Origin of the sequence: Nakamurella endophytica, from assembly GCF_014646215.1 — a bacterium.
Taxonomy (GTDB): domain Bacteria; phylum Actinomycetota; class Actinomycetes; order Mycobacteriales; family Nakamurellaceae; genus Nakamurella; species Nakamurella endophytica.
Genome location: NZ_BMNA01000004.1, coordinates 244,092 through 269,235 on the forward strand (window position 1 = coordinate 244,092; position 25,144 = coordinate 269,235).

The following is a 25,144-nucleotide window of genomic DNA, read 5'->3' on the forward strand; positions in this document are numbered from 1 at the left end:
CGGGCCGATCCGCGCCGGCGACGGCGTCCCTAGCGTCGACGGCGCCCCCGGCGCACCGGGACACGGGCCGCGAACGACGGCCTGCGGCCCCGAACCCGCGGCCCCGGCACCCCGCCCCCTCCGACAGGAGCACCCATGCGGTCCCCGACCCCGGTCGCCCAGCCGACCGGACCGTCCCCCTCCGGCCCGTCCGCCGACGCCTGCGTGGCGGTCGACGTGGTCAAGACCTACGGCACCGGACCCACCGCCGTCCGGGCGCTGGACGGCGTCACCGCCCGGTTCCGCCGCGGCCGGTTCACCGCGATCATGGGGCCGTCCGGCTCGGGCAAGTCCACGCTGCTGCACTGCCTCGCCGGCCTGGACACGGTGACCTCCGGCCGGGTCCGGATCGGCGACACGGACATCACCGCGCTCGACGACCGCCGGCTGACCCGGCTGCGGCGGGACCGTGTCGGGTTCGTCTTCCAGTCCTTCAACCTGCTGCCGCCGCTGACGGCCGAGCAGAACATCCTGCTGCCGCTCGACCTCGCCGGCCGGGCGCGCGACCGGGCGGCGTTCGACCAGCTCGTGGACCGGCTGGGGCTGACCGACCGGCTGCGGCACCGGCCGGCCGAGCTGTCCGGCGGCCAGCAGCAGCGGGTGGCCGTCGCACGCGCCCTGATCACCCGTCCCGACGTGGTCTTCGCCGACGAGCCCACCGGCGCGCTGGACATCCGGACCGGACGGGCACTCCTCTCGCACCTGCGGTCCGTGGTGCGGGAGACCGGGCAGACGGTGGTGATGGTGACGCACGACCCCGTCGCCGCGTCCTTCGCCGACCGGGTCCTGGTGCTGGCCGACGGCCGGGTGGCCGACGAGCTCGACGATCCGACGCCCGGCACCGTGCTGGCCGCGCTGCGGCCGCTGGACCGCTGATGTCCGCGCCCGCGCTCACGCCCGCCCCGACGGCCGGCACCGCAGTCCCCGCCCGCCCGCACGCCACCCCGGCGCGGCTGGCCGCCGCCTGGCTGCGGTCGGCGCCGGGCCGGTGGGTGGCCGTCACGCTGGCCATCGCGCTCGGTGCCGGGTTCGTCGCCGCGACACTCACCTTCTCGGCGACGTTCCGGGCCGCCCTGGCCGCCGGGCTGACCGCGCCCTACCGGCACGCCGACGTCGTCGTCACCCCGTCCGGCGACGTCCCGGACGGTGCACTGCTCACCCGCATCCGGCAGGCGGCCGGGGTCACCGCCGCGGAGCCGCTCGCCGACGTCCCGGTGCGGTGGGTCGGCGACCGGGCGCACGGCACCGTCGAGCTGACGGCGCTGCCCGCCGACCCCGCGCTGCGCTGGACCGAACTCGGGGCCGGCGGCTGGCCGGCGACCGCGGACCAGCTGGTGCTGTCCACGGCCGAGGCCCGGCGGTCCGGCCTGGCCGTGGGCAGCAGGCTCACGCTGACCGGTCCCGCGGTCGGCGGCGGGCAGGTGCCGGCCACGGTGGTCGGGCTGGTCGACGTGCCCGGGTCCGCGACGCCCGGCGCCGATGGGGACGCCTTCGGCACTCCGGAGCTGCTGGCCCGGGTGCACCAGGGTCCGGTGACGGCGAGTGCCGTCCTGGTCCGGGGATCCGGCGATCCCGGGGAACTGGCGGCCCGGGTCCGGGACGCGGTCGGCGGCGCGGGCACCGTGTCGACGGCGGCGGAGGAGTCGGCGCGGGCGCTGCACCGGCTCGAGGACCGGACGCTGGCGCTGACCACCGTGCTGTCCGGTTTCGCCGCCGTGGCGGTGCTGGTCTCCGGCATGGTCATCGCCACGACGTGGACGATCCTGGTGGCGCAGCGCCGGCGGCAGATCGCCCTGCTGCGGTGCGTGGGAGCGAGCGCCGAGCAGGTCCGCCGGCAGGTGCTGGCGGAGGCGGCCGTGCTGGGGTCGGTCGGCGCGTTGCTGGGCACCGCGGCCGGGGCCGGGACGGGCTACCTGGCGGCCGTCCTCACCGGCCTCGCGGGTGACGGCCCGGTCCTGGAGCCGCTGCCGCTGGCGGCGACCGTTGCGGGCGGCGCCCTGGTGACGGTCGCGGCGGCGTGGCTGCCGGCGGCCGGCGCCATGCGCATCCCGCCGCTGGCGGCGCTGCGCCCGGCGGACACCCCGTCGGCGACGCCGCCGGCCACCCGCCGGCTGCTGCGTCCGGTGGTCGCCACGCTGCTGCTGGCGGCCGGCGTCCCGTTGGCCGACGGTGCCCGCGGCGACGGGCTGCCGGTCGCGCTGGCCGGCGGGGCGGCCGCCGCCGTCGCCGTGCTGCTGCTGGCGCCGACCGTCGTCCCGCCGCTGCTGCGGGTGGTCGGAGTGCTCTGCCGGGGCCTCGGCGTGCCCGGCCGGCTGGCGGTGCACAACCTGGGACGCAACCCCGGGCGGTCCAGCACAACCGCCGCCGCCCTGATGGTCGGCGTCGGCGTCATCGTCACGCTCCAGGTCGGCGCCGCCACCGCCGAGGCGTCGCTGGGTGGCGCGCTGTCGGCGCACTTCCCCGTCGACCTGACGGTCGACGCCGGTGGCGACCCGCTGGACCGGGACCGGCCGGCCGGCGCCGACGGTGCGCCGGGCGGCCTGGCCGCCGCGGTCGCCGAGGTGCCCGGCACCGCGGACGTCCTCGAGCTGGCGGGCGCCCGCGGCACGGTCACCGGCGGCGCCACGGTGACGGTGCTCGGGCTGCCGGCGGACCGGGGCCCGGCGACGGTGCGCCCGCGGTCGCCGGGCGAGGTGGTGGTGCCGCGCTGGCTGGACGGCCAGGAGGCCACGGACGGCCGGCGGATCACCGTGCAGGTGGGCGACCGCCGCGCCGAGCTGACCACCCGGGTCGCCCCGATCGACGCGGCCGGGGTGAGCGGCGCGGCCGACACCGTGGTGGTCGACGTCGCCGTGCTGCGGCGGCTGGCCCCTGCCGCCCTGCCGCTGGCCGTCTGGGCGTCGGTGCCCGACGCCGGGGACGCCGAGGCGGTGACGGCCCGGCTCACCGAGCTGCTCGGCGCCGACACCGCCCGGCAGCTGGGCGGCTCGGTCACCGAGCGGGCGCAGCTGCAGCACGTGCTGGGCCAGCTGGTCACCTTCGCGACGGCGCTGCTCGCGGTGGCGGTGCTGATCGCGCTGGTCGGCGTCGGCAACACCGTCAGCCTGTCCGTGCTGGAGCGGACGCGGGAGACCGCGCTGCTGCGCGCGCTGGGCATGCAGCGCGGCCAGGTCCGCCGGATGCTGGCGGTCGAGGCCGCCGCGCTGTCCGTGGCCGGGGCGCTGGTCGGCGTGCTCGCCGGGCTGGGACTGGGCTGGGCGGGCGCGGCCGCGGCCCTGGGAGCGTCGCAGGACGGGCTGGTGCTCTCGGTGCCGTGGTGGCAGCTGGCCGCCGTGCTGGCGGCCGCCGCGGCGGCCGCGGTGCTGTCCTCGGTGCTGCCGGGCGCGGCGCTGGCCGAATAGGCAGGACCCGAGCAGGCAGGCCCGAGTAGGCACGACCCGAGGTGGACGGGCCCCGAGCACGCAGGGGCCGAGTGGCACGGGTCGACGTGCGGCCCCGGCCGGGTGACACCCGGCCGGGGCGCCGGCCGCCCGCCCAGGGGCCGCGCCCGCCGGCTCCCGGGTCAGCGGGTCCGCTGCGGCTCGAGCACCACCTTGCCGAGCACCGTCCTGGACTCGGCCAGCTCCATGGCGGCGGCCGCCTGGGTGAGCGGGAACCGCTCGGCGACGTGCGCGGTCAGCACGCCCTCGGACAGCAGCCGCAGGACTTCGGACAGGTCCTCGTGCAGCCGCCGGCGGAAACGCCGGACCCGCCGTCGGCCGCCCCACAGGTTGTAGAACGTGGCACTGCGGCCGTTGGGCAGCACGGTCCGGACCGCGAGCCGCCCGAAGATCCGGACGAACTGGAGCAGCACCGACCCGCCCGCGTCGACCTGCGCCGCCGTGCCGTAGCAGACCAGGGTGCCGCCCCGGCGCAGCAGACCGAACGAGCGTCGGAAGCTCTCGCCGCCCAGGTGGTCGAAGACCGCGTCGAAGCCCCCGGGGGCCACGGCCCGGAGTCGGGCCGCCAGGCCGTCCTCGCGGTAGTCCACGGGTTCGACGCCCAGTGCCCGCAACCGGTCGTGGTGCCGGGGGTGGGCGGTGCCGACCACCCGCGCACCGGCATGCCGGGCCAGCTGGACCAGCACCGACCCCACCCCGCCGTTCGCGCCGTGCACCAGCACCGCCGCACCGCTGCCGACGCGGGCCTTGCGGTGCAGCATCTGCCAGGCGGTCACGCCGTTGACCAGGACGGTCTCCGCCTTGCCCGCGTCGACCTCGTCGGGCACCGGGACCAGGTCGGCCGCGGTCCGCACGGTCCAGGTGGTCCACGCCCCGGTCTTGGTCAGCGCGGCGACGCGGCGCCCGATCAGCGCCGGGTCGACGCCTGCGCCGACCTCGGTGACCGTGCCGACCAGGTCGTACCCCGGGACGAACGGGAACGGCGGCTGGCCGGGATACCGGCCGCGCCGCATCCCCTGCTCGGCGAACGAGACGCCGGCGGCGTCGACCCGGACGCCCGCCTGGCCCGGACCCGGCGCCGATCGGGTGGCGGTGCGCACGACGAGCCCGGACGGCTCCACCAGTCCGGGCAGCACCACCTCGGTGACCGCGCGGACCTCCGGCCCGGGATCTTCCGGTCCCGCGGCCGCCGGTCCGGGACCGACCGCAGCACCGAGCGCACGGTTCACCGCACCACCGTCTGCTCCGGACCCGACCCCCGATGCCGGCCCGGCCTGCCCACTGCTCGTCTCGCCCGGCTTCGCCGCGATCCGCGGGCTTCCGTCGTCCTGCGCCATCGGTTTCTCCTCAGCGTCGTACCGTCACGTTCGTTACAGCATATAACGCTAGTACGGTGCTTTTACGCAAGACCGAACGACGGGAGGACCCGGGTGCTAGACGGTGCGGAGGGCCCACGGGCCCGCTACCGCAGACAGGTCCTCGCCGAGGTGCGCGAGCGGGCCTGGCAACAGGTCGAGCTGGCAGGGGCATCGGCACTGTCGCTCAAGGCCATCGCCACGGACATGGGGATGACGGCGCCGGCGCTGTACCGGTACGTCGCCGGTCGGGACGAGCTGCTCACCGACCTGGTCCTGGAGGCCTACGGCGACCTCGCGGAGACGGTCGAGGCCGCGGCGGGCGGGTCGACCGGTGCGGACGCGAGCGCCTCGGGTCGCGGCCGGGGAGGCGGGGACGGTCCGGACGCCGCCGGGGTGCTGCGCCGAGCTGCCACCGCGCTGCGCGACTGGGCGGTGCGGCACCCGCAGCGCTACCTCCTGCTCTACGGCACGCCGGTGCCCGGCTACCGGGCCCCCGCGGAGGCGACCGAGTTCGCCCGACGGATCTTCGCGCCCGTGCTTGCCGCCTACGGCAGCTCCGCGGACCCGGCGGGACCGGCGGACGCCGGCCCGGCGCTGGACCGGGCGGTGACCTTCTGGACGCGGCTGCACGGCGTGCTCAGCCTCGAGGTCGCCGGACAGTTCACCGGCATGGCGGTCGACCCGGCAGCCCGGTACGCCGCGGAGCTGGACTCCGTGCTGCCGGCCGACTGACGGCCGGGCGGCCGCCGCCGGACCGGTGCGGCCCGCGGGTCAGCCGGCGGCGTGCTCGCGGCCGGCGGCCCTGCGGGTGACGAGCACCGTGGCCAGGGCCAGCACCGCGCACGTCAGCGCCGTCACCGCGAGAGCCGAGCCGGCGGCCCGGTTGCCGATCCCGACCAGCGCGGCGGCCACCGCGGCGAGGGCGAACTGCGCGGCGCCGAACACCGCCGCCGCGGACCCGGCGACCGTGCGGTGCCGGTCCATCGACAGCGCCGACGCGCTGGGCATGCCCAGGCCCAGCGCCGACACCATGACGAACAACCCGACGAGCACCGGCCAGAGGCCCCAGCCGACCAGCAGGGAGGCGGCCAGCAGCAGCGCCCCGGCCAGGCACTGCACCGCCGACGCGGTCAGCAGCGTCGCCGGGCGCCGCCGGCGCACCAGTACCCGGCCCAGCTGGCTGGTGGCCGCGATGCCCACCGCGTTGATCGCGAAGCAGATCGAGAACAGCTGCGGCGACAGGCCGAAGCCGTCCTGCAGCAGGAACGGCGAGGCCGAGATGTAGCCGAACATCGCCCCCGCGACGAGCGTCCCGGACGCCACCCAGCCGAGGTAGACCGGGTCGCGCATCACCACGGCGAAACCGGCGAACGAGGTGGACAGCCGCCCGGTCGACCGGCGTCCCGGCGGCAAGGACTCCGGCACCGCCAGCACCACCAGCAGGAGCAACGCCACCCCGATGCCGGCGAGCACCCAGAAGACCGTCCGCCAGTCCCCCACCCGCAGGACCTGGCCGCCGATCACCGGCGCCAGCACCGGCGAGAACCCGTTCACCGCCGCCATCAAGGCGTAGGCGCCCGCCGCGGCCCGGCCCGTCCAGTGGTCGGCGACGATCGCCCGGCCGAGCACGATGCCGGCGGCACCGGACGCCCCCTGCAGCAGCCGCAGCACGACGAACAGCCACATGGTCGGCGTCACCGCGCAGGCGGCCGATGCCACCACGAACACCGCGACGCCGACCAGCAGCGGGCCGCGCCGTCCCCACCGGTCGGACAGCGGCCCGACGAGCAGCTGGCCCAGCGCCAGGCCGACGATGCACGCGGACAGCGACAGCTGCGCCGCGGACGCGGTGCTGTGCAGCGACGCGGCGAGGTCCGGCAGTGCCGGCAGGTACATGTCGAGGCAGAGCGGGCCGAACGCGGACAGCGCACCCAGCGCGAGCAGCAGGCCGGTGCCGGGCGCCGCGGTCGTCCGCGGCGCGTCCGCGACCGCCTGCCCCGCGGCCGCCGCGTCCCCGGCGGGGCCGGCGACGGGCACCTGCGTGAGGGTGCCGCCGGTGCCGCTGGTGCCGGTGCCACGGATGCCGCCGCCGCTGCCGCCGCGGCCGTCCCGGCCGGCGAGGGGGCGCGCGCCGGCCCCGGTGCCCGGGTGCCCGCCGGCACCGCGCCCGGGGCTCACTCCCACTCGATCGTCCCCGGCGGCTTGCTGGTGATGTCCAGCACGACCCGGTTGATCTCGGGGACCTCGCCGGTGATCCGGTTCGAGATCCGGGCGAGCAGGTCGTAGGGCAGCCGGGACCAGTCCGCCGTCATGGCGTCCTCGCTGGTCACCGGGCGCAGCACGACGGGGTGGCCGTAGCTGCGGCCGTCACCCTGCACGCCGACCGACCGGACGTCGGCGAGCAGCACCACCGGGCACTGCCAGACCTGGTCGTCCACGCCCGCGGCGGTCATCTCCTGGCGGACCACCAGGTCCGCGGCGCGCAACGTGGCCAGCCGGTCGGCGGTCACCTCGCCGATGATCCGGATGCCCAGGCCGGGGCCGGGGAACGGGTGCCGGCGGATGATCGCCGCCGGCAGGCCGAGCTCGGCGCCGAGCAGCCGGACCTCGTCCTTGAACAGCGTCCGCAGCGGCTCCACCAGCTCGAACGTCAGGTCCTCCGGCAGGCCGCCGACGTTGTGGTGGCTCTTGATGGTGGCCGTGCCGGTGCCGCCGCCGGACTCGACGACGTCCGGGTAGAGGGTGCCCTGGACCAGGAACCGCACCCCGGCGCCGTCCGGGCTGTCGGTCCGCGCGGCCGCGGACACCTCGGCGGCCGCCTGCTCGAACACCCGGATGAACTCCCGGCCGATGATCTTGCGCTTGGTCTCCGGGTCGGTGACGCCGGCCAGCGCGGACAGGAACCGCTCGCGGGCGTCGACGGTGACCAGCCGCACCCCGGTGGCCGCGACGAAATCCTGCTCGACCTGCTCCCGCTCGCCCTCGCGCAGCAGCCCGTGGTCGACGAAGACGCAGGTCAGCTGGTCGCCGACGGCGCGCTGCACCAGCGCGGCGGCCACCGCGGAGTCGACCCCGCCGGATAGCCCGCAGATCACCCGCTCGTCGCCGATGCGCTCCCGGACGAGCCGGACCTGCTCGTCGAGGATGCGCCCCGGCGTCCACGCCGGCGGGATGCCGGCGACGTCGTGCAGGAAGCGCTCCAGCACCCGCTGGCCGCCCGTCGAGTGCACGACCTCCGGGTGGTACTGGACGCCGGCCAGGCGGCGGTCGACGTCCTCGAAGGCGGCGATGGGCGTGTCCGGGGTGCGGGCGGTGACGGTGAAGCCCTCCGGCGCCCGGGCGACGGCGTCGCCGTGGCTCATCCAGACGTCCAGCTCGCCGGGCAGGTCCTGCAGCAGCGGCGAGCCGGGTTCGGTGACGGTGAGCCGGGTGCTGCCGTACTCGCGCCGCCCGGTGCGGTCCACCCGGCCGCCGAGGGCCTGCGCCATGGCCTGGAACCCGTAGCAGATGCCGAACACCGGCACGCCGGCCGCGAGCAGCGCCGGGTCGACCGGCGGAGCTCCGTCGGCGTACACCGACGACGGTCCGCCGGACAGGATGATCGCCGCCGGTCGGCGGGCGAGCACCTCGTCGGCGCTCACGGTGGACGGCACGATCTCCGAGTACACCGAGGCCTCGCGCACCCGGCGGGCGATGAGCTGGGCGTACTGGGCGCCGAAGTCGACGACGAGCACCGGGTGCGCCTCGAGGTCACCTGTGACGGCGGCCTCCGGGCTGGCCGGCAGCGGCGCGAAGGGCGGCGCGTCGGTGGTGGCGGTGCCCTGCCCGTCGACGGCCGGGGCGCCGGGATCGTCGGGCGTGCCGGCCGCGGCCCGCAGCTGCGCCAGGGCGGCGTCCGCGTCGGTGTCCCCGCGGCCGGGCGCGCGGTCCGGGCCGGCACCGGCACCGGCACCGGCGCCAGCACTGTCGGGCGCGGGCGGCGGGACGGTCATGTCGCTCTCCTCGGGTCACCACGGTGGACGTCGCGGCGCCCGCCGGTGAGCGCGGCGTCGCCCGGCGGTGCAGGGCTGGACCGGCGCTCCGCGGCCCGACGGTGGACCCCGTGGACCCCCGTGGACCGCAGTGGACCGCCGACGGCGGGGCGGACGGGCGCCGCCGATGCTAACCGGTGCGGTCCGCCGCGCCGGCCGGGCGGACCGGTGTGGTCCGCCGCGCCGGCCGGGGGGGCGGCGGCGCACGGTCCTCGTCCTGCCCGGCGACAATGCCCGAGTGACGGTGCTCATCGACCCGCCGCGCTGGCCGGCTCACGGTCGGCTGTGGTCCCACCTGGTCAGCGACACCTCGTTCGACGAGCTGCACGTCTTCGCAGGGGCCCTGGGCATCCCGCCGCGCGGCTTCGACCACGACCACTACGACGTGCCGGGTGACCGCTACGCCGCGGTGGTCGAGGCGGGGGCGGTGCCGGTGGACTCCCGCGAGCTGCTCGCCCGGCTCACCGCGGCGGGGCTGCGCCGGCCGCGGCGGGACCGGCGCGGGCCGTCCTGACGCGCGTCACGGCCGCCGGTCGTCCCACCAGCGGCCGGCCACCATGACCGCCCTGACCTGCAGCGCCGCGTCCGTGACCACGAGATCCGCGACGTGCCCGGGGGCGAGCGCCCCGAAGCGGTCCGCCACCCCGAGCACGCCGGCCGGGACGGTCGACGCGGCGGCGACCGCCTCGACCAGCGGCACGCCGACGTCCCGGACCGCGCGCCGGACCGCCTCGTCCAGGGTCAGGGTGGACCCGGCGATCGAGCCGCCCTCGGTCAGCCGGGCCACCCCGCCGGTCACCGTGACGTCGAAGGAGCCGAGCCGGTAGCGGCCGTCGCCACCGGGCAGGCCGGCCGCGGCCATCGCATCGGTGACCAGGGCGACCCGCCCGGGCGCCGCGGCCCGCAGCAACCGGACCGCCGCCGGGTGCACGTGGATCCCGTCGTTGATCACCTCGAGCACGACGCCGGGCGCGTCCATCGCGGCGCCGACCAGCGCCGGGTCGCGATGGTGCAGCGGCCGCATGCCGTTCCAGGCGTGGGTCACCAGGTCCGCGCCGGCAGCGAACGCGGCCGCCGCCTGGTCGTAGGTGGCGTCCGTGTGCCCGACGGCGGCGTGCACCCCGGCGGCCACCAACCGGCGCACCAGGTCGAGCCCGCCGGGCCGTTCCGGGGCGACGGTGACCACCGCCACCCGACCGTCCCCGGCCTCGAGGAGGCGGTCCAGCAACTCCGGATCCGGGTCCCGCAGCGCGGCCGGGTCGTGGACGCCGCGCCGGGTGACGTCCAGGAACGGTCCCTCCAGGTGCAGCCCGAGGACGGTCGGGTCGGTGGCCGCGTGGCCGGCGGCCGCCCGCACGGCGGCCACCATGGTGTCCGGCTGCGCGGTGACCAGCGAGACCAGCGAGCGGGTGGTGCCGGCGGCCCGGTGCACCGCCAACCCCGCGCGGACCGACGCCGCGCCCTCGTCGAAGGTGGCGCCGCCGCCGCCGTGGACGTGCAGGTCGACGAGGCCCGGCAGCACCGTCGAGTCCGGCAGGTCCAGGCGGGGCACCGGATCCGCGGCGTCGCCGGACGGCGGTGCTCCCTCGCCGACGGCGGCGATCGTCCCCCCGGACAGCCGCAGCCAGCCCGGCGCGAGCACGGCCGCCGGGGTGACCACCCGCGCCGCCGCGACGACGAGCTCGCCCGCCGCGTCCCCGCCGCCGTCCAGCGGCCCGCTCATTCCCGTCCCCTCTCCACGACCTGCCAGGCCAGCGCCGCCGCCCCCAGCACCCCGGCCCGGTCCCCCAGCTCGGACAGCCGGACCGGTGGCGGGGACCGGAAGGTCAACCGGGCCACCAGCGCCGGGCGCAGCGGACCCGTCAACCGCTCGCCGGCCAGCGACAGGCCGCCGCCGACGACGACGGCGCCCGGGTCGAGCAGCACGGTGACGGCCGCGAGGGCGTCGGCCAGGGCGTCGACGGCGTCGGTCCAGACGGCGACGGCCGCCGGGTCGCCCGCGGCCGCCCGGTCCGCGACGTCCCGGGCCGTCGCCGCCGTGCCGGTGAGCTCGCGGTACCGGCTGGCGATCCGCGACGCGGACGCCAGCGCCTCGAGGCAGCCGCGGTTCCCGCAGCCGCACGGCGGCCCGCCCGGCCGCACCACCAGGTGGCCGACCTCGCCCGCCATGGCCCGGTCGCCGTCGTCGACCTGCGCCACGCCGTCGATCCAGCGCACCAGGCCGCCGGCGATGCCGGTGCCGATCATCACGCAGAACACCGTCCGCCCGGCGGCCGCCACCGGACCGGGGTCACCCGGGTGACCCGGGTCGCCGGTCCCGGCACCGAACCGGCCCTCGCCGAGCGCTGCCGTCCGCACGTCGTGGCCGAGCGCGACCGGCAGGCCCAGCCGGGCGGCCGCCAGGTCCTGCAGCGGGACGTCGGTCCAGCCGATGTTGGCGGCCCACCGAGCTACGCCGGCCGCCGCGTCGACCACGCCGGGAACGCAGATGCCGGCGCCGCGCGGCGCCGTCCCGTCGGGCGCCCGGCCGGCCAGCTCCGCGGCGGCGTCCAGGATGTGGCGCACCACCGCGTCCGGCCCGTGGGGCACGCCGGTCTCCCAGGCACCGCCGGCGACCACCGCGCCGGCCCGGTCGACGAGCGCACCCTTGATCGACGTGCCGCCCACGTCCAGCGCCACCACCAGCGGATCGACGGTCCTCACCCCACCCGGTCGTCGGACGGCTGCGGCGGCGCCGCAGCCGGCGTCCCGGGTGGGCACCGCGCCGCGGCACCGGCGGGCAGGCGCATCATCGGTCACGTCGCACACCGCATCACACCGCCCGGGCAGCCCACCCTACGGTGCGCGGTCCCACCGTCGACCGAGCACCGAGGACTGCCGATGACCACCGACACCAGCCCGCGCACGGACGCCGGCGGCGGTCCGGCCGCCGGGCCGCCCACCATGCTGTGGCGGCGCGGCGGGGTCGTCGCGCCGGGCATCGCGCCGCAGGACATCGGCGCCGAGCTCCGCTCCTCCGGCGACTGCTCGGCCTGGCTGTTCGTGCCGCGGCGGGACTCGGAGACGCTGCGGGCGGCCGCCGACTACCTGGGCCTGGACGTGCTGGCCGTCGAGGACGTGCTGGGCGACCGGGAAGGGGTCAAAGCGGACTGGCTGGGCGACACCCTCGTGGCGCTCACCCCGATGGTCGCCTACTCGCGGGACGCGGTCGAGCTGTCCGTGGAGCCGGTGTCGCTCATCGCCGGGCGGCGCATCCTCGTCGTCGTCGCCGACGACGGCGCCCAGCCCGTGCTGCGCACCGCCCTGGCCAGGGCCGAGGCGCAGGTCGTCGACGTCGGCATCCCGGCGGCCCTGCACGCCGTGCTGGACCGCATCGTCGACGGCTACTCCGCCGCGCTGACGGCCATGCAGGACGACCTGGACGACATGGCAGACATGCTGTTCGACGACCGCCCGCTGGCCAGGGCGGAGCAGCTGCGCTCCTTCGGGCTGCGCCGGTCGATGGGCCGGCTCGCCCGCATCACCGGGCCGATGCGGGACGTGGCCGCCAGCCTGGCGAACGCCGCCGCGCGACCCGGGACCGGGGACGCGGCCGGCGATCCCGCGGCGACGCTGCTCGGCACCCGCATGGCGCGGGAGTTCTCGGACGTCGCCGACCACGCGAACCACGCCGACCAGGCCACCAAGTCCATGCGGGAGGAGATCGGCTCGATGTACGAGACCAACCTCGCGCTCTCCGACGTGCACCTGAACATGGTCATGAAGAAGCTGTCGGCCTGGGCGGCGATCATCGCCGTGCCGACGTTGATCACCGGCTTCATGGGGATGAACGTGCCGTACCCCGGGTTCTCGCAGCGGCAGGGCTTCCTGGCCGCGATGGTGGTGATCATCGTCGCGGTGATCGGGCTCTACGTGGTGTTCAAGCGCAAGGACTGGCTCTAGCCGGCGGGCGGAGACCCCGCCGCGGGCGGCACCGGTCGGCCGTTCGACCGCGCCGCCCGGTCGGCATGCCGGTCGGGCACGGCCACCGCGCCGGCACGGTCGGGTGCGCGGTCGCGGTCGGGTGCGCCGTCGCCGTCGGGTGCGCCCTCGCCGTCGGGTGCGTGCGCTCCGCCGCCGGCGCCGGCGGTCGCCGGCGCCTCCCCGGTCAGCCGCCGGCGGGCCCGCGGCCGCAGCGGGTAGTGCTCGAGCAGGGCGTTGTTGAACTGGGCGCCGACGATGATCGCCATCGCGGCGAAGTAGTAGAAGAGCAGGAAGGTGATCGGCGTCGCGAGCGCCCCGTACGTCAGGCCGTGCGCGTAGACGTACGCCAGGTACAGCCGGAGCCCCAAGCTGGCGACCAGGAACACCACTGCGGCCAGCAGCGCGCCGGGCAGCCCGCGTGCCCACGGGTGCCGGCGTTTCGGCGCGACCTTGTAGAGGGTGGCCAGCGCCAGGATCAGCAGGACCGCCGTCACCGGGTAGTAGCTCACCGAGATCGCGGTGGTCACCGTGTCCCGCAGCCGCTCCGGGAACAGCCGGACCAGGTACTCCGGGCCGATGGCGAGCAGCGGCAGCACCACCAGACCGATCACCAGGGCGCCCAGGTACAGCCCGAGCGCGAAGAACCGCTCGACGACCGGGTGCCGCACCTCGTGCTGGCGGTAGGCGATCGTGATGGCCTCGACGAACGCCGACATGGCCGACGACCCGGCCCACAGCGCGACGACCAGGCCGACCGAGACGACGTCGCCGCGACCGGCCTGCAGGATCGTCCGGACGGTGTCCCCGACCAGGTCGTTGGCCACCTCGGGATTGAAGACGCCGTGCAGGAACCGGTCGATCTGGGTGTGCAGGATGTCGAGGGTGTCCGGCCCGAACAGCGGTGCGATGAAGCCGGACAGCCCGAGCAGCGCCAGCAGCATCGGCGCGGTGGACAGCGCGCACCAGAACGCCGCCTGCGAGCTCAGGCCGAAGAGCGAGTCGCCCCAGGCCTTGGACAGCGTCCGGGCCGCCACCCGCCGGTAGCGGTGATGCCGCGCCGGCGGCTCGTCGCCCTCCCGGAACTCGTGCCAGGCGACGATCGGCCGGCCCTCGGCCTGGGGCGGATCGTTCGGCAGCAGCGGGCGGGACCCGCGCACCCGCCGGGCGATCCCGGACGAACCGTCACTCACCGCGGCGCCGGACATGTCCTGATCATCCTCGGGACCGCTCACGGGTGCGCGCCGGGTCTCTCACCCCGACCCGGCCCCTGCCGGCACCCGGCCGAGGTCAGGGTCGGTTCCGGGACGCTCGGGGTTGCCCCGGCCGCCACCGACCCGGTCTGCTGGACCGGACCAGGAAAGGGGTAGGCGATGGCGCGACAGGGACGGTCCGAACAGCACCGGGGCGACGGCGCGAGCGACGGCGCACCGGGCGGCGGCGCACCGGCGCGCCGGGCCGGCCGGCTGCCGCGTGGCGTGCCGTACTTCGCCGTGCTGGCCCTCGCGGTCGTCGCGCTGCTGGCCGGGGGCGCCGGAGGCGTGTTCCAGGGCAAGCTCTCCGAGGTCCAGCAGAACGACAACACCGCCTACCTGCCGGCGTCGGCCGAGTCCACGGTGGCGGGCAACGAGGCGGCGCGCTTCTCGGCGTCCACCACCCTGCCCGGCTTTGTCGTCTTCCACCGGGACGGCCGGCTGACCGCGGCCGACCGCGCCGCCGTCCAGGCCGCCGTCACCGCCATCCGGTCCGTCCCCGGCGTCGCGGCCGACACGGTGTTCGCGAGCTACTCGGCGGACGGCACCGCCGCCGCCGTCTACGCGCCACTGATCGCCAAGCAGGGCGGGACCGCGGTGTCCGGCGACGACCTGTCCGCCACGGAGAACGCGGTGATCGACGCCGGCCGCCGGGCACCGCCGGCCGGGCTGCAGGTCGACCCGGCCGGTCCCGCCGGCCTGCTCGTGGCGTTCATCGGCGCCTTCGCCGGGCTGGACGGCACGCTGCTCTACACCGCCGGCGGCATCGTCGTGCTGATCCTGCTGCTGGTGTACCGGTCCCCGGTGCTCTGGTTCTTCCCGCTGTTCTCCGCGGTGCTCGCTTTGGGCCTGTCCGCGATGGTGGTCTACGCGCTGGCCCGCAGCGGCGCCGTCACGCTCACCGGGCAGAGCCAGGGCATCCTGTCGGTGCTGGTGCTCGGCGCCGGCACCGACTACGCGCTGCTGTTGATCTCCCGCTACCGCGAGGAGCTGCACCGCTACGAGCGCCGCTCCGACGCGATGATCCGGGCCTGGCGGCAGTCCGCCCCGGCGATCTTCGCCTCGGGCGCCACGGTGATCATCGGCGTGCTGTGCCTGAGCTTTTCGGAGCTCAACTCCAACAAGAGCCTGGGGCCGGTGTCGGCCATCGGCATCGCCTGCACCCTGCTGGTGATGACGACGTTCCTGCCGGTCGCGCTGGCCCTGGCCGGGCGGTGGGTGTTCTGGCCCCGCCGGCCGACGGTGACGGCGCCGGTCGCGCCCGGGGCCACCGGCGCGGAGCCCGGTGACCCGGCCGAGCTGTCCGGCGGCCTCTGGGGCAGGATCGCCGGGTTCGTCGGCCGGCACGCACGCCCGGCCTGGATCACCGCGCTGGTGCTGCTGGCGGTCTGCCTGATCGGCCTCGGCGGGCTGAACACGGGGGGTTTGTCGACGGCCCAGGGCTTCACGAACCGGCCGGACGCGGTGGTGGGCCAGGAGATCTACGACGCCCGCTTCCCGCGCGGCACCGGCGCCCCCGCGGTGGTGGTCACCGACGTGGCGGCCGTCGAGCAGGTGCGGGCGGCCGCGGCCCGGGTCCCGGGCGTCTCGACGGCCGCGGGCAGCGTATGCGTCCGCACCGATCCCGCGAAGCTGTCCCGGATTCCGATTACCAGGGGCATCCAGGGGCTGTCCGGCAGCCCGCAGGACTGTCCCCCGCCCGCCTTGCAGGTCACCCCGATCGACGGCCGCACCGTCGTCGACGTCGTCCTCGCCGACGCCTACGACTCCCCCGCCGCGTTCGACACCGTCGCCCGGCTGCGCGCGGCGGTGCACGCCGTCCCCGGCGCGGACGCGCTGGTCGGCGGGACGACCGCCGCCGACCTCGACGTGCGGCAGGCGTCGGTGCACGACCGCAACCTGATCATCCCGATCGTGCTGGCCGTCATCCTGGTGATGCTCGCCCTGCTGCTGCGGGCCGTGCTGGCGCCGGTGCTGCTGGTCGCCACCGTGGTGCTGTCGTTCCTGGCGACCCTGGGCGTCTGCGGGTGGCTGTTCGGGCCGGTCTTCGGCTTCGCCGGCGCGGACCAGTCGTTCCCCTTGTTCGCCTTCGTCTTCCTGGTGGCGCTGGGCATCGACTACAACATCTTCCTGATGACCCGGGTGCGCGAGGAGACGCTGCACGTCGGGACCCGGCGCGGCGTGCTGCGGGGGCTGGCCGTCACCGGCGGCGTGATCACCTCGGCGGGCGTCGTGCTGGCGGCCACCTTCGCGGTGCTCGGCGTGCTGCCGCTGGTGTTCCTGGCCGAGCTCGGCTTCGCGGTCGCCTTCGGGGTGCTGCTGGACACCCTGCTGGTGCGGACGGTGCTGGTGCCGGCGCTGGTGCACGACATCGGCCGCGCCGTGTGGTGGCCGTCCCGGCTGTCCCGGGGCAGGCACCGGTCCGCCACCGGCGGGACGGAGCCCGAACTGGTCACCGCCGGCCGGTAGCCGGGCTCAGCGCAGCACGGTCAGGCCGACCTTCTGGAACTCCTTGAGGTCGGAGTAGCCGGCCTTGGCCATCGCCCGCCGCAACGCGCCGAACAGGTTGGTGGTGCCGTCGGCGCTGGTGGCCGGCCCGAGCAGGAGCCGCTCGAGCGGCACGTCGGCCAGCCCGCACGGCCCGCCGAACCCGCGCGGCAGCACCGGGTGCGCCGCGGTGTTCGGCCAGTACCACCCCCGCCCGGGCGCCTCGGCCGCCTCGGTCAACGCCTCGCCGAGCATGACGGCATCGGCGCCGCAGGCCACCGCCTTGGCGATGTCGGCGCTGGTCTCCAGGTCGCCGGCGGCGATGACGTGCACGTAGCGGCCGCCGGTCTCGTCCAGGTAGGACCGGCGGGCGGCCGCGGCGTCGGCGATGGCGGTGGCCATCGGGACGGTGATGCCCAGCACGTCCGACGTGGTCGAGTGCGAGCCGCTGCCCATCCCGACGATCACGCCGGCGGCGCCCGTCCGCATGAGGTGGGTGGCGGTCTGGTAGTTCGTCGCCCCGCCGACGACGACGGGCACCTCGAGGTCGGCGATGAAGCTCTTGAGGTTGAGCGGCTCGCCGCCCTGCTGGACGTGCTCGGCGGAGACGATGGTGCCCTGGATGACCAGGATCTCGGCGCCGGCGGCGAGGACCGGCCCGGCCAGCGTCCCGGCGTTCTGCGGCGAGACCCGTACCGCCACCGTGCCGCCCGCCGCCCGCACGCTGCCGATGGCCTCGGCCAGCAGGTCGGGCTGCACCGGCGCCGAGTACGCCTGCTGCAGCGCCGCGAGCACCGCGTCCGCGTCGAAGCCGTCCTCGTCGTCGATGTCGTCGGTGCCGTGCGTACCACCCGCGCCGTCCGGGTCCCCCGGATCCCGGCCGACGATCGATGCGATGACCGCCGCCGGATCGGCGTGCCGGGACCACAGCCCCTCGGCGTCGAGCACCCCGAGGCCGCCCAGCCGGTTCACCTCCGCCACGCTGGCCGGCGAGGCGACCGCGTCGGTCGGCTGGGTGAGCAGCGGGATCTCGAACCGGTAGGCGTCGATCTGCCAGGCCGTGGACACCTGCGACGAGGACCGGGTCCGGCGCGACGGCACGATCGCCACGTCGTCCAGCCCGTACACCCGCCGGGCCGTCCGGCCCATGCCGATCTCCACGGTGTCCTGCACGCCACTCCCCTGTCGTCCGTCCGGCTCACGGCCGTCCGCATCCGGACTGCCCGGAGCCTGGGCCGGGACCCGGACGGCCCTCCACACCCAACACCATGGGGGACGGCCGGTGCACCTGCCGCCCCGCCCGCCGGGCGGCCATCCGGCGGCCGGGACGGCGGTCCTGGCAGTCCGGCGGTCCGGCGGTCCGGGTCGACCGATCCGTCGGTACGCCGGCCGCGGTCGTCGCGTGACCCCATGGTGCGGGACCCGCAGATCAACCTGTACGTCGCCGACATCCCCGCCGCGGTCGCCTTCCACCGGGACCTGCTCGGCTTCACCGAGACCTTCCGGACACCGGTCGACGGGCCGCCGGTGCACGTCGAGCTGCGGCTGGGCGCGCTCGTCCTCTGCCTGGCCCATCCGGACAATGCGCTGCGGATGCACGGCCTGAGGGTCGGCGCTGGCGGGTCGCCGCGCGCCGAGGTGGTCCTGTGGTGCGACGGCGTCGACGCCGACCACGCCCGGCTGGTGGCGGCCGGTGCACCGTCGCTCGGCCCGCCGCACGACTTCCTCGGCCGGCTGCGCGCGGCCTGGGTGGCCGATCCGGCCGGCAACCCCGTCGAGCTGGTGCAGCAGCGGCACGAGGGACACTGACCGGCACCTCGCGCCGGGACGCATCCGGCCCGAGCGCCGCCGGTCCGGCACCGGGTCGGGCGGCACCGCACCGCACCGCACCGGCGACGGATTCGGAACGGCGGCGACCTGGAACGGCCGGGTCAGCCCCGGGCCGCTGTCGCCGGCCGCCGGGCCGCGCGGGACGCCAGCAGCAGGCTGACCACGGCGAGCACGCCGACCAGGCCGGCGTACCAGAGTGCGGTGGCCCGCAGGCCCAACTCGGCGATCAGCTCGCCGGCCACCACGGCCGGGACGCTGAACGCCAGGTAGCTGACGACGTACACCGCGGACAGCAGGCCGGCCCGCTCGTGCGGCTGGGCGAGCCGGGTCACCGACCGCAGGGCGCCGAGGAACGCCGCGCCGAACCCTCCGCCCGCCACCACGGCCGACACGACGAACAGCGGCAGGGACCCGGCGGCCAGCGCGGCGGCGAACATCCCGGTCCCCGCGGCCAGCGCGGCGCTGCCCGACAGCGCGGTGACCGCCGGTCCGAGGTCGCGGGCCAGCACGGCGGCGACCGCGCCGAAGGCGGCGAACAGGCCGAGGACGGCGCCCACCACCGCGTGGTCGGTCTGGCCGAACACCACCCCGAGCAGCGACCCGCCGACCGAGAGCACCAGGCCGCCGAGCGCCCAGGTGGCGACCATCGTCGGGACCGCGCCGAGGAACGCCCGGCGGGCCGCCCGCGGCACGGACACCCGCGGCCGCAGCGCCGACCACGCCCCGGGCACCGGCGCGACGGTCTCGGGCAGCACCGCGACCAGCGCGGCGAGCACCAGGAACAGGCCGGTGAAGACGGCGAAGACCAGGTGCGTTGGGCTGGGCGCGTACTGCACCAGCAGCCCGGTCACGGCAGCGCCCACCCCGAGGCCGGCGGTCGGCGCGGCGCTGTTGACCAGCGAGCCGAGCCGGGACCCGTCCGCGGGTTGCAGGTCCAGCAGGTACGCCCCGACGACGCCGACCGCGGCCCCGGTGGCCACGCCCTGCACCACCCGCGCGACGACCAGAGCGCCGACGCCGTCCGCCGACAGGAACACCACCATCGCGGCCGCGTCCACCAGCAGCGCCGCGGCGAGCAGCGGCCGCCGGCCGACGTGGTCGGACAGCCGGCCGACGGTCAGCAGGCTGGCCAGCAGCGCGAGCACGTAGACGGCGAAGACCACGGTGAGCGTCGACGAGGAGAACCTGAACCGCGCCTGCAGCACCGGGTAGAGCGGGCTCGGCGCGCTGGAGGCGGCGAGCAGGGTCGACGTCGTGACGGCGACGAGCCAGAACGCCGCCCGACGGGACAGCACGCCGCGCCGCGGGCGCGTTGCCCCGGTGCCGCCGCGGGCGGCCGAGGTCCGCGTCGGCGCGCCGCCGGCGACCCGGGGATCCCGTGTTCGGGTGGCGGGTGCGACCGCACCGGCGGCAGGGTGTGAGCTGGACAGCACACCGGACATGACGGGCTCCGATCGACGTACCGTTCGAGTTGTATCGAACGGTCGCAACCGTGCGGCCCGGAGATTAGTTCCAAGAAAGTCGAACTGTGATGGCCGCCACGCGGATGCTGCCCCACCCCGACGCGCACGACGTGCACCTGACCGACGTCCTGTTCGCCCTCAGCGACCCGGCCCGACTGGACCTGGTCCGGCTCATCGCGCAGGACGGGCCGCAGACCGTGGCGCAGTGCCAGGGACTGGAGCCCGGTACGCCCAAGTCGACGCTCTCGCACCACCTCAAGACGCTGCGCGAGGCCGGCGTCGTCCGCAACGTCCCGTCCGGCCGGCAGCGCACCATCTCGCTGCGCCGGGACGACCTGGACGGGCGGTTCCCCGGCCTGCTGGACGCCGTGCTGGGCACCGCCGGCGACGCCGACCTCGCAGACAGCGGCCGCGGGCAGCAATCCTGACCAGCTGCCCGGACGGGTGTCCGGTCAGTGGTCGAAGTAGTTGGGCGCCTCGGTCGTGATGGTGACGTCGTGCGGGTGCGACTCCTTGAGTCCCGCCGAGGTGATCCGCACCAGCTTGGCCTGCTGCAGCCGCGCGATGGTGCGCGAGCCGGTGTAGCCCATCGCGGCGCGCAGACCACCGACCAGCTGGTGCGTCACGCCGGCCAGCGGGCCGCGGTAGGGCACCCGACCCTCGATGCCCTCCGGGACCAGCTTGTCGTCGGACAGCACGTCGTCCTGGCCGTAGCGGCCCTTGGAGTACGCCTTGGTCTGCCCGCGCGAGCGCATGGCGCCGAGCGACCCCATGCCGCGATAGGCCTTGTACTGCTTGCCGTTGACGAAGATCAGCTCGCCGGGCGACTCGGCCACGCCGGCCAGCAGGGAACCCAGCATCACGGTGTCGGCGCCGACCGCCACCGCCTTGGCGATGTCGCCGGAGTACTGCAGCCCGCCGTCACCGATCAGCGGCACGCCCGCCGGGCGGCACGCCTTGGCAGCCTCGTGGATGGCCGTGACCTGCGGCACGCCGATGCCGGTGACGACGCGGGTGGTGCAGATCGAGCCGGGCCCGACGCCCACCTTGACGGCGTCCGCGCCGGCGTCGATGAGCGCCTGCGCGCCGGCCCGGGTGGCCACGTTGCCGCCGACGATGTCGACCCGCCGGCCCACCTCGCGCTGCAACCGGGCGACCTGGTCGGCGACCGCCCGCGAGTGCCCGTGCGCCGTGTCGACCACGAGCACGTCCACGCCGGCGTCCGCCAGGCCCATGGCACGCTCGAACGCCGGCTGCCCGACGGACACCGCGGCGGCCACCAGCAGCCGGCCGTCGGCGTCCTTGGTGGCCATCGGGTACTGCTCGGTCTTGGTGAAGTCCTTGACGGTGATCAGGCCGCGGAGCCGGCCGTCGCCGTCGACCAGCGGCAGCTTCTCGATCTTGTGCTTGCGCAGCAGGTTCAGCGCCACCTCGCCGGTGCATCCGACAGGGGCCGTCACCAGGGGCATCGGTGTCATGACCTCGCGCACCGGCCGGCTGAGGTCCACCTCGAAGCGCATGTCCCGGTTGGTGATGATGCCGACGAGCCGCCCGGACGGATCGGTCACCGGGACGCCGGAGATCCGGTAGAGGCTGCACATGGCGTCGGCCTCGGCGATGGTCGCGTCGGGCGAGCAGGTGATCGGGTCGGTGATCATCCCGGCCTCGGACCGCTTGACGATCTCGACCTGGGTGGCCTGGTCCTCGGCCTGCATGTTGTAGTGCAGGACGCCGATGCCGCCCTGCCGGGCCATGGCGATGGCCATCCTCGACTCGGTGACGGTGTCCATGGCGCTGGAGACCAGCGGGATCCGCAGGCTGACGTTGCGGGTGAGGCGGGTGCCGGTGTCGGCCTCGCTGGGCACCAGGTCGGAGGCGTCGGGCAGCAGCAGCACGTCGTCGTAGGTGAGCCCGACGAGCGCGAACTTGTCGTCGCTGGGCGGGGTCCGGTCGAGTTCGGGTTCCGCTCCGGCACCGGCGGCACCATCAGCACCGGTCAGGCTCCGCAGGTCGTCGGCACCCAGCTCCGGCGTGTCCAGCTCCCGTACCACCGACATCCCGCTACCTCCCGAACACTGCCGACCGGCGGCACCGGATCCGCTGCCGTCCATGGTAGGTGAGCCGGAGGGGCTCCCCCGCGCCGTCAGGAGCCGTCGGTGTCGTCCTGGACGCCGTCCTGGACGCCGTCCTGGTCGCTGCCGTCCGACCCGTCGGGCGGCGGTGTGGTGGTCGCCACGGTCTCCTGCTGCAGCGTCGCGCCGCCGTCGGGCCGGTCGCCGTTCCCGGCGCCGCCGAGCCCGAGACCGGGGCCGCTCCCGTCGCCCTGGCCGTTCCCGTCGCCCTGGCCGGGGCCGTTCCCGTCGCCCTGGCCGTTCCCGTTCCCGTTGCCGTTCCCGTCGCCCTGGCCGTTCCCGTTTCCGTTCCCCTGGCCGTTTCCGTTGCCCTGGCCGTCGCCCGGGACACCACCCTCCGGCGTGTCCAGTCCGCCGGACGTCGGCACGCCCGGGGACGTCTGGGTCGACGGCGGCGGGGACGTCGGCACGTCGGTGTCGGTCTGGTCGCCGCCGCCGCCGGGCAGGGACGGGTCGGACGGCTGCGACTGGCTCGGCGGGGTGGTGACGCCGCCCTGGTCGCCGGGATCGGTCGTGGTCGGCGGCGGGGTCGTGGTGGTCGGCGGCTCGGTGGGCCCCGTGGGGGTCGGCGGGACCGGCGGCGTCGTCGGGGTGCCCACCGGAGCGGTCGGGGTGGGTGCGGGTGGCATGACGCCGCCGCTGGTCAGCGGTACCGACGGCGCCGGCGCGGTGGCCGGCGCGGTGGTCGGCGCGGTGGCCGGCGCGGTGGGCCGCGGCCGCGGGACGGTCGGCGTCGACGGGCGGGCCGTGGTGCCCGGCGCGGACGACGCGGTCCCGCCGGTGGTCCCGGACGGTCGCGCCGCCGACGAACCGGCGGTGGTGCCGGGATCGGCCACGCCCGGCAGCGTCGTGCCCGGTGCGTCCGTGGACACCGTGCCGTCGGCACCGCCCGCCGTGGTCCCGGCGAGGCTGGACGACGCCTGGCTGACCAGGTCCTGGTAGGTCTTCCGGATCTCCTCCGAGCCGTCCTGCGGCTGCACCTGGGCCAGCACCGGGGACACCGACGTCAGCACCACGATCGCCTTGTCGGGTGCCCCGGTGGCCAGCTCGCGCTGCGCCCGGGTGAGCTCCGTCCGGACCTGCTGCCCGGCCTCGACCGACGCGACCCGGTCGGTCCACAGCATGGCCGTCACCGGCCACAGGATGTCGCCGGGCTGCGCCGCGCGGGACCCGAACGCCGCGCTGCCGATCATCAGCAGGCCGATCGAGGCCGCGATGGCGACCGCCGACCGGGCGCTGCCGCGACGCGCCCGGCGGATGACCCAGTCGGCCCGGCCGACGGACGGCACCGGGGGCAGGTCGCCGAGCCGCAGAGCGGCCCGCCAGTCGGTCAGCAGCTGCTCGAGATCGTCGGGCGTGTCCAGGATGTCGGCCCCCGCGCGACCGGTGCCGGCCCCGTCCAGGGCACCGGCGCCGAGCAGGTCGAGCAGCCGGTCGTCGGCGACGACGGCCGCCACGTCCACCGAGCGGTCCTCGGGCACGTCGGCCGGTACCCGGCGGTCGTCGGAGTGCCGTCCGGTCGGGACGGCGCCCTCGGCGGCCGGTCCGGTCGGATGCGGCGGGGTCTGCCGTCCGGGCGGCGGGGTGGGGCGGTGCGCGCTCACAGCAGTTGCTCGCTGAGGGATCGGTCCGCGTCGACCAGCGCGCGGAGCTTGGCAAGGGCACGGTGCTGGGCGACCCGGACGGCTCCGGCCGTCATGCCGAGCGCGTCCGCGGTCTCCTCCGCGCTGAGCCCGACGGTCACCCGCAGCCGGAGGATCTCCTGCTGCGCCCTGGGCAGCCGGGCCAGCAGGGCGTCCATCGTGCCGGCCACCGAGCGGCTCACCGCCTGGTGCTCCGGACCCGGCTCGACCGCGGGGCCCTCGGGCACCTCGGCGACCGGCACGGACCGTGAGCGGCCGCCGGAGCGGTGCGCGTCGATCACCTTGTGACTGGCGATGCCGTACACCAGCGCCAGGAACGGCCGGCCGTCGCGCCGGTAGGTGGGCAGCGCGGTGATGACGGCCATGCACACCTCCTGGGCGACGTCGTCGGCGGTCGACAGGGACCGGTGCCCGGCGGCGAGCCGGGCGCGGCAGTAGCGCACCACCAAGGGATGGAGCACCTGGAGCAGACGGGCGAGAGCGGCGCGGTCCCCGGCCACGGCACCGTCGACGAGCCCGTCGACGGCATCGAGGTCGACTCCCGTGTGCTCGGCCCGCCGGCCACCGCCGGTGCCGGCCCGGACAGCGTGTCGGCCCGATCCACCGGCGAGGTCCGAAAGCCGCCCAGCACGGACGGGCCCGTCGTTCTCACTCTGTTCCATCGTGTCGACAGACTCGTCCGTTACAAATCGTGAGGGACCGTGTGTCCGGCGACACCCGCCGACGGGGTCGCCGCCCCGGAAGGGCTCCCCGATGGTAGCCAGCACCGGCGCCGGGGCGCCCGGCCCGGCGCGGGCGTACCCCGAACGGGACTCGACCAGGCGCGTCCGGGTCCCCCGGTCAGCGCGCGGGCACGAGAGGTGGTCAGGCCACCAGGCCCCGGCGGAAGCCCACGGCCACGGCCTGCGCCCGGTCCCGCGCACCCAGCTTGCGGAACAGCCGCCGCGCGTGCGTCTTGATGGTGTCCTCGGACAGGAACAGCTCCTTGCCGATCTCCCCGTTGGACTGCCCCTGGCTCATGCCGCGCAGCACCTGCAGCTCACGCTCGGTCAGCTGCGACTGGCCCTCGCCGGCGTCCCGCGGGAAGGGCAGCCGGGGGCTGGTCAGGGTGTCGGCCAGGGCTGCCACGATCTCCGGCTGCGTCGCGTCCCACCGCAGGAAACCCCTTGCGCCGCAGGCGATCGCCGCGGCGATCGAGGCGGTGTCGTCCGGCGACCCGAACACGATGACCACCGCGGACGGGTGGATCGCCAGCAGCCGGCGGGTGGCCTCGATACCGCTGGTGAGCGCCCGCTGGGTGCCGATGAGCACCACGTCGGCCGCCTCGCGCCCGTACCGGCTCAGCAACTCGTCGCCGCTGCCCACGGCGTCGACCGAATCCACGGAGGGGACCGAGGCCATCACGCGGTTCAGGCCGTCCCGGGCGCTCCGCCTTTCGTCACAGATCAGCACGCTCGTCACGTCAGACCGTCTCCCTCTCACTCCACGGTCCACCGGTGCCGGACCGC

The 25,144-nt window shown here is 76.3% G+C and carries 21 protein-coding genes; 9 read left to right on the forward strand and 12 right to left on the reverse strand.

Annotated features, from left to right (window positions below; translation table 11 throughout):
* Window positions 1-135 precede the first annotated feature (135 nt).
* Both IEY37_RS11620 and IEY37_RS11625 read left to right on the forward strand, forming a co-directional pair.
* Window positions 136-915, forward strand: a complete 780-nt coding sequence (locus IEY37_RS11620; RefSeq protein WP_188941721.1) for an ABC transporter ATP-binding protein — start codon at window positions 136-138, stop codon at window positions 913-915.
* On the forward strand, window positions 915-3,440 hold the full coding sequence (locus tag IEY37_RS11625; protein ID WP_188941722.1) for an FtsX-like permease family protein: 2,526 nt from the start codon (window positions 915-917) through the stop codon (window positions 3,438-3,440). Before IEY37_RS11620 ends, IEY37_RS11625 begins: the two co-directional genes overlap by 1 nt.
* A gap of 161 nt (window positions 3,441-3,601) precedes the next feature.
* Here the strand turns inward: IEY37_RS11625 and IEY37_RS11630 are convergent, their stop codons facing one another.
* Window positions 3,602-4,618: a medium chain dehydrogenase/reductase family protein gene (locus IEY37_RS11630; protein WP_373298329.1), complete on the reverse strand. Its 1,017-nt coding sequence runs from the start codon at window positions 4,616-4,618 to the stop codon at window positions 3,602-3,604.
* Window positions 4,619-4,909: 291 nt separating this feature from the next.
* Here IEY37_RS11630 and IEY37_RS11635 point away from each other — a divergent pair, with 291 nt between their 5' ends.
* A complete protein-coding gene (locus IEY37_RS11635) occupies window positions 4,910-5,569 on the forward strand; it encodes a TetR/AcrR family transcriptional regulator (RefSeq protein ID WP_188941724.1) in 660 nt (219 codons plus the stop codon).
* A gap of 39 nt (window positions 5,570-5,608) precedes the next feature.
* On the opposite strand, the gene IEY37_RS11640 is transcribed toward IEY37_RS11635, so the two are convergent.
* Complete coding sequence (locus tag IEY37_RS11640; protein WP_229674322.1) at window positions 5,609-7,015, reverse strand: Bcr/CflA family efflux MFS transporter; 1,407 nt, start codon at window positions 7,013-7,015, stop codon at window positions 5,609-5,611.
* Complete coding sequence (guaA, locus tag IEY37_RS11645; RefSeq protein ID WP_229674323.1) at window positions 7,012-8,829, reverse strand: glutamine-hydrolyzing GMP synthase; 1,818 nt, start codon at window positions 8,827-8,829, stop codon at window positions 7,012-7,014. The genes IEY37_RS11640 and guaA overlap by 4 nt, the downstream gene beginning before the upstream one ends.
* A 277-nt stretch (window positions 8,830-9,106) precedes the next feature.
* Here guaA and IEY37_RS11650 point away from each other — a divergent pair, with 277 nt between their 5' ends.
* Window positions 9,107-9,382 carry a DUF4031 domain-containing protein gene (locus IEY37_RS11650; RefSeq protein ID WP_188941725.1) on the forward strand — a complete coding sequence of 92 codons (276 nt, stop codon included), beginning with the start codon at window positions 9,107-9,109 and terminating at the stop codon, window positions 9,380-9,382.
* A 6-nt stretch (window positions 9,383-9,388) separates the two neighbouring features.
* On the opposite strand, the gene nagA is transcribed toward IEY37_RS11650, so the two are convergent.
* Entirely contained in the window at window positions 9,389-10,591 is a 1,203-nt protein-coding gene (gene nagA, locus IEY37_RS11655; RefSeq protein WP_188941726.1) for an N-acetylglucosamine-6-phosphate deacetylase, read from the reverse strand.
* Entirely contained in the window at window positions 10,588-11,571 is a 984-nt protein-coding gene (locus IEY37_RS11660; protein ID WP_188941727.1) for an ROK family protein, read from the reverse strand. Before IEY37_RS11660 ends, nagA begins: the two co-directional genes overlap by 4 nt.
* A gap of 177 nt (window positions 11,572-11,748) precedes the next feature.
* Between IEY37_RS11660 and IEY37_RS11665 the strand changes: the two genes are divergently transcribed.
* Entirely contained in the window at window positions 11,749-12,810 is a 1,062-nt protein-coding gene (locus tag IEY37_RS11665) for a magnesium transporter CorA family protein (RefSeq protein ID WP_188941728.1), read from the forward strand.
* Here IEY37_RS11665 and IEY37_RS11670 read toward each other — a convergent pair.
* Window positions 12,807-14,036 carry a YihY/virulence factor BrkB family protein gene (locus IEY37_RS11670; protein WP_188941729.1) on the reverse strand — a complete coding sequence of 410 codons (1,230 nt, stop codon included), beginning with the start codon at window positions 14,034-14,036 and terminating at the stop codon, window positions 12,807-12,809. The genes IEY37_RS11665 and IEY37_RS11670 overlap by 4 nt on opposite strands.
* A 165-nt stretch (window positions 14,037-14,201) precedes the next feature.
* Here IEY37_RS11670 and IEY37_RS11675 point away from each other — a divergent pair, with 165 nt between their 5' ends.
* A complete protein-coding gene (locus tag IEY37_RS11675; RefSeq protein ID WP_188941730.1) occupies window positions 14,202-16,550 on the forward strand; it encodes an MMPL family transporter in 2,349 nt (782 codons plus the stop codon).
* A gap of 6 nt (window positions 16,551-16,556) precedes the next feature.
* On the opposite strand, the gene IEY37_RS11680 is transcribed toward IEY37_RS11675, so the two are convergent.
* Window positions 16,557-17,741: a GuaB3 family IMP dehydrogenase-related protein gene (locus tag IEY37_RS11680; RefSeq protein WP_188941731.1), complete on the reverse strand. Its 1,185-nt coding sequence runs from the start codon at window positions 17,739-17,741 to the stop codon at window positions 16,557-16,559.
* A 237-nt stretch (window positions 17,742-17,978) separates the two neighbouring features.
* Here IEY37_RS11680 and IEY37_RS11685 point away from each other — a divergent pair, with 237 nt between their 5' ends.
* Window positions 17,979-18,377, forward strand: coding sequence for a VOC family protein (locus IEY37_RS11685; RefSeq protein WP_188941732.1), 399 nt, complete (start codon window positions 17,979-17,981; stop codon window positions 18,375-18,377).
* A 122-nt stretch (window positions 18,378-18,499) separates the two neighbouring features.
* On the opposite strand, the gene IEY37_RS11690 is transcribed toward IEY37_RS11685, so the two are convergent.
* Window positions 18,500-19,840 (reverse strand): MFS transporter, encoded by a 1,341-nt coding sequence (locus IEY37_RS11690; protein WP_188941733.1) that lies wholly within the window; start codon window positions 19,838-19,840, stop codon window positions 18,500-18,502.
* Window positions 19,841-19,929: 89 nt separating this feature from the next.
* Here IEY37_RS11690 and IEY37_RS11695 point away from each other — a divergent pair, with 89 nt between their 5' ends.
* Window positions 19,930-20,289: an ArsR/SmtB family transcription factor gene (locus tag IEY37_RS11695; RefSeq protein WP_188941734.1), complete on the forward strand. Its 360-nt coding sequence runs from the start codon at window positions 19,930-19,932 to the stop codon at window positions 20,287-20,289.
* A gap of 24 nt (window positions 20,290-20,313) precedes the next feature.
* On the opposite strand, the gene guaB is transcribed toward IEY37_RS11695, so the two are convergent.
* The 3 genes from guaB to shbA form a co-directional block, all read right to left on the reverse strand.
* On the reverse strand, window positions 20,314-21,918 hold the full coding sequence (guaB, locus tag IEY37_RS11700) for an IMP dehydrogenase (protein ID WP_188941735.1): 1,605 nt from the start codon (window positions 21,916-21,918) through the stop codon (window positions 20,314-20,316).
* Between the two features lie 86 nt (window positions 21,919-22,004).
* Window positions 22,005-23,597 carry a hypothetical protein gene (locus IEY37_RS11705; RefSeq protein ID WP_188941736.1) on the reverse strand — a complete coding sequence of 531 codons (1,593 nt, stop codon included), beginning with the start codon at window positions 23,595-23,597 and terminating at the stop codon, window positions 22,005-22,007.
* Window positions 23,594-24,136: an RNA polymerase sigma factor ShbA gene (gene shbA, locus IEY37_RS11710; RefSeq protein WP_229674325.1), complete on the reverse strand. Its 543-nt coding sequence runs from the start codon at window positions 24,134-24,136 to the stop codon at window positions 23,594-23,596. The genes IEY37_RS11705 and shbA overlap by 4 nt, the downstream gene beginning before the upstream one ends.
* On the opposite strand from shbA, the gene IEY37_RS22120 reads away from it, so the two are divergent.
* Window positions 24,089-24,331 (forward strand): hypothetical protein, encoded by a 243-nt coding sequence (locus IEY37_RS22120; protein WP_229674427.1) that lies wholly within the window; start codon window positions 24,089-24,091, stop codon window positions 24,329-24,331. The genes shbA and IEY37_RS22120 overlap by 48 nt on opposite strands.
* A 169-nt stretch (window positions 24,332-24,500) precedes the next feature.
* Here the strand turns inward: IEY37_RS22120 and IEY37_RS11715 are convergent, their stop codons facing one another.
* Window positions 24,501-25,097 carry a response regulator transcription factor gene (locus tag IEY37_RS11715; RefSeq protein ID WP_188941738.1) on the reverse strand — a complete coding sequence of 199 codons (597 nt, stop codon included), beginning with the start codon at window positions 25,095-25,097 and terminating at the stop codon, window positions 24,501-24,503.
* Between the last annotated feature and the right edge of the window lie 47 nt (window positions 25,098-25,144).